The sequence below is a fragment of the Teredinibacter franksiae genome (assembly GCF_014218805.1).
GTDB lineage: Bacteria > Pseudomonadota > Gammaproteobacteria > Pseudomonadales > Cellvibrionaceae > Teredinibacter > Teredinibacter franksiae.
The window spans coordinates 316,123-329,122 of sequence record NZ_JACJUV010000008.1 but is presented as its reverse complement, the minus strand read 5'-3'; the positions used below and the strand labels follow the sequence as shown (position 1 = coordinate 329,122).

The 13,000-nt window shown below is 43.9% G+C and carries 8 protein-coding genes and 1 pseudogene; 3 read left to right on the top strand and 6 right to left on the bottom strand.

Going from position 1 to position 13,000, the window contains the following annotated elements; all coding sequences use genetic code 11:
* Nucleotides 1-138: 138 nt before the first annotated feature.
* Nucleotides 139-1,179, bottom strand: a complete 1,041-nt coding sequence (locus tag H5336_RS21140) for a CNNM domain-containing protein (RefSeq protein ID WP_185236435.1) — start codon at nucleotides 1,177-1,179, stop codon at nucleotides 139-141.
* Between the two features lie 581 nt (nucleotides 1,180-1,760).
* Nucleotides 1,761-3,914, bottom strand: coding sequence for a response regulator (locus H5336_RS21135; RefSeq protein WP_185236434.1), 2,154 nt, complete (start codon nucleotides 3,912-3,914; stop codon nucleotides 1,761-1,763).
* Nucleotides 3,915-5,128: 1,214 nt separating this feature from the next.
* Here H5336_RS21135 and H5336_RS21130 point away from each other — a divergent pair.
* On the top strand, nucleotides 5,129-6,031 hold the full coding sequence (locus tag H5336_RS21130; RefSeq protein ID WP_185236433.1) for a hypothetical protein: 903 nt from the start codon (nucleotides 5,129-5,131) through the stop codon (nucleotides 6,029-6,031).
* 170 nt (nucleotides 6,032-6,201) lie between these two features.
* On the opposite strand, the pseudogene H5336_RS23200 reads toward H5336_RS21130, so the two are convergent.
* From H5336_RS23200 to H5336_RS21120, 3 genes and pseudogenes are all read right to left on the bottom strand, one after another.
* A pseudogene (locus H5336_RS23200) lies at nucleotides 6,202-6,583 on the bottom strand (hypothetical protein); the annotation flags it as partial.
* 221 nt (nucleotides 6,584-6,804) lie between these two features.
* Nucleotides 6,805-9,081, bottom strand: a complete 2,277-nt coding sequence (locus H5336_RS21125; RefSeq protein WP_185236432.1) for a fibrinogen-like YCDxxxxGGGW domain-containing protein — start codon at nucleotides 9,079-9,081, stop codon at nucleotides 6,805-6,807.
* A 517-nt stretch (nucleotides 9,082-9,598) separates the two neighbouring features.
* Complete coding sequence (locus H5336_RS21120) at nucleotides 9,599-9,880, bottom strand: hypothetical protein (protein WP_246439464.1); 282 nt, start codon at nucleotides 9,878-9,880, stop codon at nucleotides 9,599-9,601.
* Between H5336_RS21120 and H5336_RS21115 the strand changes: the two genes are divergently transcribed.
* The gene (locus H5336_RS21115) at nucleotides 9,879-10,385 is read left to right on the top strand and encodes a hypothetical protein (RefSeq protein ID WP_185236696.1); all 507 of its coding nucleotides are present in this window, start codon (nucleotides 9,879-9,881) and stop codon (nucleotides 10,383-10,385) included. The genes H5336_RS21120 and H5336_RS21115 overlap by 2 nt on opposite strands.
* A gap of 54 nt (nucleotides 10,386-10,439) precedes the next feature.
* Here H5336_RS21115 and H5336_RS21110 read toward each other — a convergent pair whose 3' ends face one another.
* Complete coding sequence (locus H5336_RS21110) at nucleotides 10,440-10,673, bottom strand: hypothetical protein (RefSeq protein ID WP_185236431.1); 234 nt, start codon at nucleotides 10,671-10,673, stop codon at nucleotides 10,440-10,442.
* Nucleotides 10,674-10,970: 297 nt separating this feature from the next.
* Between H5336_RS21110 and H5336_RS21105 the strand changes: the two genes are divergently transcribed.
* A complete protein-coding gene (locus H5336_RS21105; RefSeq protein WP_185236430.1) occupies nucleotides 10,971-12,860 on the top strand; it encodes an NACHT domain-containing protein in 1,890 nt (629 codons plus the stop codon).
* The last annotated feature ends 140 nt before the right edge of the window (nucleotides 12,861-13,000 follow it).

Genomic DNA, 13,000 nt, shown 5'->3' with positions numbered 1-13,000 from the left:
GATGTTTACAAAAGGGAAATTCTACTAATGGTTTTTGGCCTCTGGCTTTGTGTGTGGTTTATGCACAAGGCAAAATTTTTCTAAGAAAAATTGGCCGTCATTATCAATAGATGTATTGTAAGTGGGTAGCCGCCCCCCTTAATTTAAACCGGATTCTTTTGCTCGTTTAAGCCATAAACTTCTGGCCAGTTTTTGCATGTCTGGGTGGTTATCTGTTTCGTCAACAATTTCCAAGCCTAGCATGGTTTCTACCACATCCTCCATGGTAGCAATGCCAAGCGTATCGCCAAATTCATTCACTACTAGGCACATCTGAAAGTGTCTGCCACTCATTTTTTGCAGTAAGTCCAACAGGGCTTTATTGGACAATACCGTGAGCAGTTCTCGCTCCAGGTTCTTCAGCTTTGTTTGGTGCAGGTTTTTTGCGGCTTTTGCCAGAATGTCGTCTTTGCGAACAAGGCCTCTAATTTTATCGGAGTGCTCGTCGTAAAGTGGTATACGAGAAAAACGAAAGGTATCTTCAATTTTAAGTGCTTGTTCTACGGTGAGTTGTGCATCGAGTGAAAAAATCACCGTTCGCGGTGTCATTATGTCTTTTGCGGTAAGTGTACGTACTCGCATAATGCTGCGAACAACGGCCGACTCATTGCTATTAAGTACACCTTGATCTTCTCCCATCCAAGCAAGCGCAGCAATTTCATCGCGGCTAATCATATGTAAGTCTTCCTTGCGAGAAAAAAAGCCGGTGATTCCCTGTGAGAGAACAACGAGGGGCCACATACAGATTTCGACAGGCTTTAGAATGCGCAGGCAGGCAGGGGCAAGGGATTTCCAGTAGTTTGCGCCCAGTGTTTTAGGGATGATTTCCGAAAATACCAATATCAGTAGGGTTAAAATGGCGGAAATGACGCCAAAATAGGCTTCGCCAAAAACGCTGGCCGCCTGTGCACCAACGCCAGCAGCGCCTATAGTGTGAGCAATAGTGTTCAGGCTCAGTATGGCCGCAAGAGTGCGGTCAATATTGGCTTTGATGTGCGCCCAGCGTGTGCCGTCGGAACTACCCAGTTCCTGCTCGCTGGCGATGTAGCTGGGGGTAACACTCAGTAATACGGCCTCCAGTACGGAACAGAGAAAAGACACACACAGTGCCAGTGCCAGATAAAAAAGAAGCAGCGCCATACCTTATCTCGATGGTTGATAGCTAGAATCAAATAATAGAGGTGTCCTATAACTAATAGTACCCACGCTAATAGGTCATTGCCACATATTTGGCGATAGCGGGGGGGTGGTTCTGGCGGGCTAAGGACTTCGCAGTGGCTACCAGCGACTAAAAAGCACACGGCAACCCCGTCACAAGGCTAATTGAGTGGCGATAAAAAGAGGTTTAAAAATGTAGAGTAGTCATGTTAAGAGAGGTATACGATCAATTGAAGGGGCTCTATACGCCTGATTAATGTCGGTTTTCACGCGTTGCTGAACGAAGCCGCTCTGCGGCAAAAAAACCAAAATCTAAAATGACTTCTCTAGGTGCATGCCCACACGACAACTAAAAGAATGATCCCATGAGCAAAGAACAGTACAGCACAGCATAGCACAGTAGATTCGATTCACTTTGCCCTAAACATGGTAGCGTAAAAAAATGCAAAAAAAAGTCAAAAACTCTATCGATGTTTATTCATGGCTCTTCAACGTATCGGCAGTATATTCCACCGCAGGCCATGCACCCCGTAAAAGACAATAAAGCTCAAGTAATTACGGTGTTAAGCACCAAGTACAAGGTTTTCTGACTTAATCGGTTCGTAAAACATGTTTTTGTTGGGGTGGTGGAAAAAATAGCCCTGAAAAAATCGGACGTCTAAATCCCAGTAGTATGCAAATGTTTTGGCATCTTCTAGCATGCCAGCAATAATTTTGCCTTTGCCCATAAAGTTTTGTAAAGATTTTATGTTTTTATTGTAATCCCCGCTGGCTAGGCAAACGCTGGAGTCTAACTTTAGATAGTCTATATTTTTAAGCGCCATAACAGCCTCTATCGTTTTGGTGTTCCCCTGACATTTTTCCATCATAAAGCCACATCCAGCTTTATGGATGGCGTTAACAATGGTGGTGGCGCTTCCAATATTGGATAACACGGCTTCTTCCGTTATAGAAAAATTAATGCGCCTAAAACCTTTTAGCCGAGAATTACTCGTTAGGTTGTAAACGAGTGGTAATAATCTCGCGGCTTGCTTGAGGTTCGGGCTAAGTTTTATTGTGATAGAGTAATCAGCTGAGCCACGCCCGTGAGTGTTTTCGAGTGTAGAGAATGCATGCTCTATCACCCACCGGTCAAGGATATAAAAACCATCCTCAATAACCTCGTTGAGATAAGGCATAAATTGTTCTGGGGTATAGATCTGTTCGTTTCTGCCAACGAGCCGCACCTGTACTTCAAATAAATGCTCATCACCTTCTGGATTTACAATGGGCTGAAAAACCAGTGAGAAAGCGCTTTCCTCTAAAGCCTGAAAAATATTTTCTTTGTCTTTTTTCGCGTCATCACGAAGGTCAGGCCAGGCAGTACAGTTGCCGCCGGCATTCAATGCCTCTTTCTGAGCGCTTTTCAATAGTTTAAGTGCTTCCACTGGGTTAGTGGGTAAGCTATTGTCCACCGGTGCGGCGCCTATGCTCAGGGTAAAAACAGTATCGTCTCCGGGAACAAGCTGTTTGCTAAACCGCTGGCGGTTAAACTCCTGCCTTAAAGTCGAGAATACTTTGGTCTTACCAATACCGTCTTTATCGAATGCAAGTAGTAAATACTGGTTTTCATCGGTTTTACAAATACGACCGTGAACGAATCTATGTGCGGCTAGATATGATTCGAAACGTTCTTCCAGCTGAAGGTGATAATTGTCCACGGTTACGAGAGCAGCGAATGTTTGAGGTGTGGATTTAAGTGATTGCAGCTGTTTATCTCGCGTAACTTCCAGGGTTCGAATAAGTTGCTCATAGGTTTTAAGGCTGTGGAAGTTGTTATGAGGAATAACTTCTTTCTCTTTCACTGTTTCTTTTGGCTTTTCTTTTGCTTTTGTTTTCGCGGCTATATCCTTTAATGTGTAAACAAGTTCATCGGTATCCACGGGTTTTTTTAAAAAGGCATTTCCGAATGTGCCTATTACTCCCTGAAGTTTTAGCGCTTCTTCAGAGGCGGAAATGAATAATATGGGGATTTTCATATAACGCGGGTCACCGCGTAGTAGTTCGGCAATCTCTAGCCCATTGCAACCGGGCATAGAATAATCCAAGGTGATAATGTCCGGTTTAAAGTGCTCTATTCTGTCGAGGATGGTAAGCGGGTCATTTACTGCTTCGACTAGAAAGCCCTCGCTCGCAAGTGAAACGTCATAGTAATAGGTAGAGACCGGGTCATCATCGACAACCAATACTCTAGTGTTTTCATCGCAGCGCTTTTTGATTATATCGGCGAGCTTTTGTAAAAGTTCATTACCATCAATGGGTTTTGTTACAAAAGCTCGAATACCAGCACGTAATGCAATTAGGCGCGTTGAAATGTCCGCAAGAGCAGAGATCATTACAACGGGAATATGGGCATTGTTATGGGAAAAGAATTCTTCGACTGACGTTGCGCTACCTAGAGGGCATTGTGGTAGCAGTAAGTCCACCAATACCACATCGTAATCACAGTCATTCATCTTGCTCTTGAGTTGATTGACGTCACTGTGAATGCCTACACGATAACCCTGTTTTATTAAGACCGATGCAAGCTGCTTGGCCGCCGCTTGATTTGATTCCAAAATCCCTATTCGTTTGCCTGCTGGAACTGAGGGGAATTCGCCTGGTGCAGAATTATCTAAAAGCTTTATCTCGTCGCCCGCCTTAAAAAGTGCAGGATTTTCGTTCTTCCAATTTTCCATATATTCCTTTTACCTCTACTCCTTTTACCACTGTAAAAAATCTCAAGCCCTCTTTGACCCACAATAGTTGAGATGTGTCGAACGCAGACGTAATCCCCCTACACTATGCGTGTGTAAATTTAACCAATGGCTCTCATGGTTGTAAATTGTCGCTGCAATTAAGCTAAAACAGATGTCATTTAAATTGCTCGGGTTGCGATTATGTATGCAGTATAGTGTAGCTTGGCGCAGTGACTTTATTAAACTATGCGGTTTTAGATTGATTGGTTCTGAATGTCATTCGTTTTTCATCGAAATCATCTTTCTTATTGCTTTGAGTTATTGAAAATTCTAGTTTAGGTGATCGAAGCACATAAAAAATATCAGATTTGTAAGGGGCCTGTGAGGCCAGCCACGCAAGGGTGTTTGGGCGTCAATTTTGATTGCGGTAGGGTGGTGATTGCTCAATACGAAATACCGACCGATATTGATAGCAAAAATGGTGGAGAGCAGGTGAATGCGCTTTGCAATCCATCCGTGCTGTAACCTTTTATTCCGCAGGGTTATGCCTTTAATTCATCTATCTCAGAACGCATGGGGCTATTGCCCAATACCTCCCTCCATATTCTCGATGTAAGATTAGCAACGTCTTTTACTCGGTGAACGGCTACCCGTTGCAGGGCATTAGTCAAATCGAAATGCGGGTTGATGTTTGCCTGTGTGCATGTGCTTGTGGGGCTTTGGATTGAGCGAAGGTATTTCGCCTCAGTGTCGACCTGCAAAATAGCTATTTTTGGGGCCATGGGGTTGGCCTATATTTTCCTCTCCAGGGGGTTGGTGTTCATTAGCCCTCGCAATAAAACGTGAATAATACGCTCGAATAATGTGATTTTCTCATTGGGCTTGAGAATGCAATTACATAGAGTGAAGTTGTTTAAATGGACTTAGGGGCACCTCTACTCATTGCTTTTGGTCTCTGGCTTTGTGACTCGTGCGCAAGGAAAAATTTACCGGCATGCGGGTGTAGTCTGGCGAAAATTTTTAACGCCGTGCATGGACCCGCACACAAAGCGTCGGAGGGCGCAGCATGGCAAACCTTATTGCAGTGTTGGCCTGCTGGGAAATGCAGTCGGCCGTCCGCTGCTTAGTTCGCCTTACATTAAGGCTTGCCATATTACGCAGATCCTAAAATCAATGAGTAGAGCTGCCCGTTATATTTTAAGGAAGAAAGCGTCATGAAAAAATACACTTACACTTGCATCCGTACGGCTCTTTTGGGTACTGCGTTGTCGATGGCTGCGGCCATGCCGGTTACCGCACAAGAAAATTTTGAACGGCAATCGGACTATCAGCCGGCGAACTTTGAATTGGATGATTTAAAATTCCATGCGCCAAGTGCTTGCCCGTTAGCCGATATCCCGCACGATTTGAATTTAATGGTGGCTGTTGGTACAAGCGAGGATCTAGACGCTAAAATCGGGCCCTACATTTCAACGCTGCCCAATATATCGGTGAATCGTCTGGCAGCCTTCGCTACAGATGGTTCCAACAATCATAACTTTGCATGGTTCTGTGGTGGTGTGGATTATGTTATGGCAGGCGCTAGCGATGATCTGGATGCTTACAGAAAGCCCTATCAAACCACTTTACCCAAAGGCTATACGCTGCACAATATCGTAGGCATTGGTGTGACTGAAACACCCGAGTATGCCAGCATGACGACATTTACATTCATGGATGACGGTAATTTCTTTTTAGGGAACAGTGATGATTTAGGGCATAGGGGGCCGTATCAATACGTTATGCCACCCCACAAAAGTTTTACCGATATTATTGCGGTTGCAATTGACGGGGTTAAGGTTGAAAAAGTACCCGGAGAATACTACGAGAACGAAGTGGTTTATGCTTGGTATGCCGATGGCACGGTATCGAGCGGAGTGATTCCAACCTATGATGAACTGGCTTTCGATAATGCTTTTTTACATCTGACTTCGTATCGCGTGCCATACGCCTATTCAAAACCATCCCCAACCAAAAGAGATACCCGAACTTATATTATTGATATTGGCATCGACGGCGGTAACAATAATATCATCACTTACTACGTTGAAGTGCCTTTTGGCTTTTTGCTGGAGTAGGTGAGTTGGAGGGAGGGAATGTTGGGGTTATTTTTTGGCACAGATTATTAGAAAGCAGATTATTAGAAAGCAGATTATTAAAGGGCACGCACTAAGAGTATTACCCCGGTTAATCAAAGGGGAGCGGGTGTCCTCGTGAAAGTCTCGTTTGATTATGGCTGATGAAGAGGGCGCGGTTTTATTGGGGTGTGGTCAGAGCTTTCTGGTGTTTTTGCTATTATGGCTCGAATGGGCTTTAAGTCGACATAGGCCATGCAGGCAGCTAAAGCTTTTTCATCGAGTAAGGCTTGAGCTTAAACCGTCGCTGACTAACCTGTGCCAGCGTTCGTATACTTCTAGGTCAGTTAAACTGTGGGCTTCTGCCATATTGATGTGTAGTACCACATGGTGGTGGTTGCTCAGGCGCATACGTCAATGTAGAAGATCTCACCCAAAAATGGAATACGGTCTTCAACCCATTGACGACGGTATTCGTAATCTTTACTCGTTTAGGAGCCAAAGCCGAGCGGTAGTGGCCTCTAGGGATATTTGTTGCATCCTTGGGTGGGGCATGGCTCATTCCTTGAGATTCATCACGCTGTTTTAATGCACAGCGATTTTTTTGATTTCAAGCGTTAATGTGGGTGTCCGTAAGTGTTATGTGTTCTGGAGTTCACTCAGGGTGAATTCCAGAACACATCGAAAGATCTGTGTTTGATACTTTATTTATAGGGGCTAGACGAGTGTTTTCAGGCTGCTTCTACGCCTAATAAGGTTTACAACCCTTACCTCGCTTACTTTCTAACTGTTCTCATCACCCCAACTAAAAGGCCCAACATCAAAAACCAATAAAGATCGGCACTACCGCCGCCCGAAGTCACAGCCTCCGGTGTCGGTCCTGGAGTTGCTATTGGCTCGACGATTGGCGTCGGTGCTGTTGTCGGCTCGACGGTTGGCGTCGGTACTGTTGTCGGCTCGACGGTTGGCGTCGGTACTGTTGTCGGCTCGACGGTTGGCGTCGGTATTGTTGTCGGCTCGACGGTTGGCGTCGGTACTGTTGTCGGCTCGACGGTTGGCGTCGGTACTGTTGTCGGCTCGACGGTTGGCGTCGGTACTGTTGTCGGCTCGACGGTTGGTGTGATGACGGCCGCTTTTGCTTCAGTATCGCGTACAAACACCCACGCGCGATAGCCTCTTTCTTTAGGCTGTGTACGAGTAGGGTTTTCAGCAACAAAGGCCTCGTCAAACATCCTAACGCCATGGGCCCATTTTTTCTTCATGGACACTATCCGTTCGCCGTTTTTAGAAAAAAAGATTTCCCTATGCGCGCGATGATTACGAGGACAGCTAATTTCGCCAACTTCGTAGTTATCATTTACAGCTTGTTTTAATAGCAGCTCTTCAGGCTGCTGAAGCATGCATAGATCATGTTTACGCAGATTAAACAGCGGGAAGTCTTTTGCATATTTAAGGAATAGATTTGGGCCAGACTGATAGTCATGTATTCGCAGCATCATTTCGTTGTCGGACAGCTTAGCGGGTAATCCATTACTGTAAGCTTGAGTATTATAGTTTTCGTAACCCTCCGAGCCCAAAACAAATCGGCGCTCAGCGTCATCATCCTCCCAGTGTGATCCGTCGGGTTTAGCGGGATGCATGGGGTTTAGCTGAAATACACCGTGTTTTTTGTAGAATACAGTATCAATCCTCGCTTCGCCGGATAAATAGCTAACATAAGTCCAGCCACCACCATCTGTGGTCATATCACAAAAAACTTCTTGGTCACTGTATTTATCGCGGCTAATGCGATAAACACCATCTTTGTTTTTTAATACCGCATCGTTCGCTAAAAGGTGAGAGCATGAACGCCCTGGGACATTCATCGAGAGTGCCTCAATGCTATTATCCCAAGCGCCCGCACTCCATTTTTTAGATGCAGGTACGTCAATATCTGCAATAGTCTCTTCTGAGATAGTGTCATCAATAGGTAAAATATCAACCGCAAGCGCTGAAATACTTAACCCTTCATAACCACCTTTTTGCTTGAATCGTGGCTCATAGGCATAGTGAAACCACGCGTATGAGTAAAGCAATATATTTTCGGTAATTGTCAAAAAACGTTCATTTTGACTAGCGCGGTAGAGCCCCCGTATTTGGGCTTTTACATTTTTACCCACCCATACCGAATCTGGCAATTCCGATTCGTGGGAAAATGGAAGAATCAATGATGTCGATTGACCATCGATGCACATGGCGTCGCCGATTTGATTGCGAAAATAGTTTTGTGGGTTTTGCTCACGCGTCGCCCAGTCTCTTTCATTGTCATCAAAAAACGCAATACAGCTATCGCCAATTGCATCGGTGATCTCATGTCGAATATAAGGAATGCAGGTGATTAGCCCATCACCTACACCACCCGTTCTTTCTGCCTGATCAATAGTAAAATAGCCTTCTGGACACTGCGCTTGGGTAGGCGTATCGCGATATTGCCACATAGTACGCAAAGAAACCCTATCTTCCGGCTGAAGTTCGTTATGCATTTTCATCATACTAGGCGGGCGAGCGGCTTGCTCCCAAGCACCTTTGTAATCGTCGGGCAAACCAAGCAAATGGCCATACTCGTGATAAAAAGCTGATATATGCAGTGGTGCAGTAGCAAAAGCGCTGCTGGCGGCTCTAATACTATGATTACCAGCAGACATTCCGCCCTTAATGCTAACGTTCAACGTTACAACTTTAAGCCCGTTATTTGGCGTACACGAATAAACAAAGTTAATACTGTCAACCGGCCAATTCTCGTTAAGGTCTGACATCACCTGCTTGGTTACAACATTCCAACCATTTGCCACTTCCGTTAGCACGGCAGCACTTTCTAACTTCATGGTGGCGAGCGTTTCTTCATCAACGCTTTCACCACCAAAGCAAAACGGATATTGAATATTCCGTCCCTGCTGTTCAGCGGCAACCAAATAGCTTTTTAAAATAGTTTTCGACTGACCGTCTGGGGTGTAGGTAAACGCAAGAGATGCATTAGCGATAAATAAAGACAGCAAGGCAAGAGTTCGATACATGTGAGCGCATGACGCAAAGGTAGATCTTTTCATAAAGTGGCCGCTCTGAATGGGAATTAGTAGATCAAGGAGTTATTATCGTTGATGATTATAGCGCCATTCTCTGTACACAACACAGACCGGGCTTCACAATTGTGAAGCCCCACGCATTAACACTGATTAAACACTATCAGAACCGAATGGCATTTGCGTAAATATAAATGATTGATATACATACAAAAAATCCAGATGACAGAGTATAAATAACGAAAGCGGTCAAAATATTGCGTTAATAGCCGTGCAGTTATGCGGGTAACGTGCGGTTTACCTACTTGTAGCACCAAGGATAGATGAGACAGTCATCGTAAGGAAAATGCATTTAATTAACGGTAAGATTTTGGATAAAGGTGTTGTTCTTTTTCCCCGCTGAGTGCGAGACCAATTTTGACGCAAAAAAGCAGAGTTTATTGAAGTTTAAAGTGAGGTTAACCCTCTTTCGAGGACAAAGTGGTGTGGGTTTTAATGTCGGTAGGGGATATTAGTGGAATATCGCTTCACGGTTGGCGTATGCGGGTCTTCTTTGTAAGCCTAGGGCCTTTGCAGCAAGCATTAGCTTTTCTTTACAGCCAACCAAACCTTTGAATTTAGATTCAAACTGGGTGGTCAGTACAAGCCATTCGCGGCTGGAGATATTGAGTCGCTCAAGAATGGGAGGCAAGTTGTTGTCGATAAAGCCACGTTTGTCTTCACGAATAGCCCTGCCAGTAATATCTACAAGCTGTACGTAATCTTGTAAATGAAAGGGTAGACCCTGGGGCATGGGTTCTCTTGGGTTACCCACAAATTCGGCGAGCTTTAACGGTTGTGGGTTATTAGTGTCTTGGTTTTCAATACGGCGTTTTAGTGGAGGGCATAACGCTGCCAAGCCTAGAAGAAAAAGCCGTGCTTATTCAGCACAGCGACGGGGTACATATTCAAGCCGACAACAACGCAACTGGGAGCGTAAAACCCCGGCCGATATTGCCGACACCTGCGCAAATTATCTGGAACAAATAGACGCTATAAAAACGAGCCTGGCGGGAACAGAGCAACACCTAGAAGCACCGAAATTATGGCTAGGGAATGGCAGTGATAACAGCCTGCAATTGCTCAGTAATTTAATGGGCATTGTGCAGCAATTGGCTAACACCCTGGCAACCCATACCCATAAAAACGTGACGGCTGGCACCGCAAACAGTGGCGCGCCAGCACAAGCGGCCAGCTTTACAACGGCTAGCAGCAACACCAGCACCGCTAAAGGCAAGCTAGACTCCATGGTGAAGTAGGGCGGGCTTGTCGTCTAAATCAAATAAAACTCAAACAGTGCGCCGTTAACGAATTCAGCGCCACTTCTTACGGCTGTAAAGCTTCCTTCTTAACCTTATGGTAGCTATCATCAAAGCTAGCGAGCGTCCACTGTACGCCCATTCACGCATCATGTTTAACACGTCGCGGCGTTTGTGGTGTTTGAGTTCTTCGATAACATCGTAAATGAGAATGCGTAACAATTCTTTGTTGCTGATGTTGGGGAAGTCTGATTTAACGGTTTTTGTTTTTTCTTGTAGGGTTTTCATGTGGGGTTTCAATCCGTGAATACTGAGTTATCGAAGTTATAGTTATACAAAATAAATAGCGCGTGATCAATAAGGTATTGATGTTTTACGGCCATTTGTGCGGGTGCAGATTGTGATTATATGATTGGTGATCACGTAGGTGAATATGGAGATTTGTGTCTGCTATCGACCCAAAGCGGACATTCAGTTGTTGGTGCGAAACTCGACGAGTCAAATGGAAGAAAGGACCCCACTTTTTGATGTGGGGTTGAGCATGAGATGATTGATATTTAATAGTGCACAAAGCGGGATTCACGTATGGAAACTATATTAGGTGGAATTGCATTGACTACCGTTGAAAAAGCGGCAGAAAAAATGGTTACCGCCACGCTAGACTCTTTGTCAAAGCGAGTTACTATCAAGGATAGCTCCAATCTAAAGCGGGCGTACCCTGTCTACACCAAAACGGTGATGCAATACAGGTCTATCCACAGTCCTGATAAAAATCTATTTATTGGTACTGCATTTATACCGATTGACATAAAGAAATCCGGGTTCGCCGATAGAATTAATATAAAGGACAACAATCTGGTTGGGCATAGCCCCCAGAGTATTCTCATCGTGGGGAATGCGGGCAGTGGTAAGACCACCATTCTGCGAAGACTGGTATTCAATAATATACAAAACAAAAAATTGCCAATATTTTACCCTTTGAAATACTATTGTGGAGGCAGAATTGAAGAAGAGATATCGGTGTACTTGGGAACCTTTGGAATATCTATGTCTTGCGACGAGCTGTGCGTCCTGCTCGCTAATAGGAATTCCATATTGTTTTTAGATGCGTTTGACGAATGCCCAGTAGAACATCAACAATCTCTTGCAACAGAAATAAACAGGTTTTCCAGATCTCCTGATACAAGCGTCGTGTGCACATCTAGGCCTGATACTGAACTTAGCTACACAACAGGGTTCTCCATTTATTATGTATGCGACCTCACCAAAGAACAAAGCGAAAATATAATAAGGCTTGCATCCTCCTGCGAGGAAAAGGCAGATGATCTAATAAGAGGTATATCATTAGTTGAGAATATTGACATCGCTGAAGTATTAAAAACGCCAATTCTAGTAACTTTATTCTCAATTAGCTTCAGCATTGGCGACAACATACCCTCGAATTTAACCCAGTTTTACTCGAAGATTTTTGATACATTGCTCTTTCGGCACGACAATATTAAGGGTCGGGTATCAAGAAAAAGAATGTTTTCTAGGCAAAGCGAAATCTATCAAAATGTTTTCTCTGCTGCATCTTATTTTAGCCTGAGAGACGAAGTCACTGAGTTCTCTAAGGATAAAATAGTAAGGTATGTATCATTTGCGCTAGAGTTTTATGCAGAACTAAAATCGCGTAGCGAAGATCTCTTTAACGATATAAAAGGAATTACAAACCTGTTAATTGAAGATGGGTATGATAATTATCGCTATACTCACAAAAGCATACAGGAGTATTTTTCAGCCTACTTCATTTCAACTTCGCTTTCCGAAAATGTAAAAGAAAAATTTTACACAAAATGCGTATACGACAGACGCTTGTTTTCAGTTTTTGGAGCGGTCCTAGAATTTCTCAAAGAGCTAGACTCATATAGTTACTACAAGCATTACTACATTCCGCGCGCAAGGCGCATTTTTGACTTACCGGAAGGGGAGCTTTTAGTCGCCATTGAGATACCTAAATATCTAGTGAAATACCACTCGTATTGCATGCTGATGGCGAAGTTAAAAAATATAGATGATAAGTGGATTAGTATTGCTGTAAGAACGTTACCGGCAGATGATGTGATAAATTCTATTAATATTATTGAGGTCAACGCAACGTCTATTCGCAACATCCTGCTAGAATTAATGCAAGAGGTCTTAGACAATCACATCGCAATACATCCGCAAAATATTATCGATGAAAGCTACAATCAATTAATTGATATTGAGTGTGAAAAAATAGCAAGGAGTATATTGTTTCGAAAATTATCACCTACGCATACGACGCTACTCCTGAATGAAACAATTGAGAAGTCTTGTTTGTATGGGCTTTCAGAAGCTAGCATAAAGGAAATTATTTCCGCTAGATATTTAGATGATTTCAGATATGGAAAACAACTGGTTGAGAGCAAGGATTCCAGTCTGGCCGGGGATAGTAAGTACTTTAATTTTTAATAAGTCGAGGCCTTAATTGGACACCAGGGATTGCACCTTGAATGTGACATACCATAAATGCCCGCTTTTGGCCGAAGGAAGTAACATAACATAAATAAGACAGCCATATTAAGAAAAAGTACAGCCGAAAAGTTAGTAGG

What these genes read in the sequence shown, in the direction of transcription:
- H5336_RS21140 (WP_185236435.1), bottom strand. Translation starts at nt 1,179, where the DNA reads ATGGCGCTGCTTCTTTTTTATCTGGCACTGGCACTGTGTGTGTCTTTT.
- H5336_RS21135 (WP_185236434.1), bottom strand. Translation starts at nt 3,914, where the DNA reads ATGGAAAATTGGAAGAACGAAAATCCTGCACTTTTTAAGGCGGGCGAC.
- H5336_RS21130 (WP_185236433.1), top strand. Translation starts at nt 5,129, where the DNA reads ATGAAAAAATACACTTACACTTGCATCCGTACGGCTCTTTTGGGTACT.
- H5336_RS21125 (WP_185236432.1), bottom strand. Translation starts at nt 9,081, where the DNA reads ATGTATCGAACTCTTGCCTTGCTGTCTTTATTTATCGCTAATGCATCT.
- H5336_RS21115 (WP_185236696.1), top strand. Translation starts at nt 9,879, where the DNA reads ATGGGTTCTCTTGGGTTACCCACAAATTCGGCGAGCTTTAACGGTTGT.
- H5336_RS21120 (WP_246439464.1), bottom strand. Translation starts at nt 9,880, where the DNA reads ATGCCCCAGGGTCTACCCTTTCATTTACAAGATTACGTACAGCTTGTA.
- H5336_RS21110 (WP_185236431.1), bottom strand. Translation starts at nt 10,673, where the DNA reads ATGAAAACCCTACAAGAAAAAACAAAAACCGTTAAATCAGACTTCCCC.
- H5336_RS21105 (WP_185236430.1), top strand. Translation starts at nt 10,971, where the DNA reads ATGGAAACTATATTAGGTGGAATTGCATTGACTACCGTTGAAAAAGCG.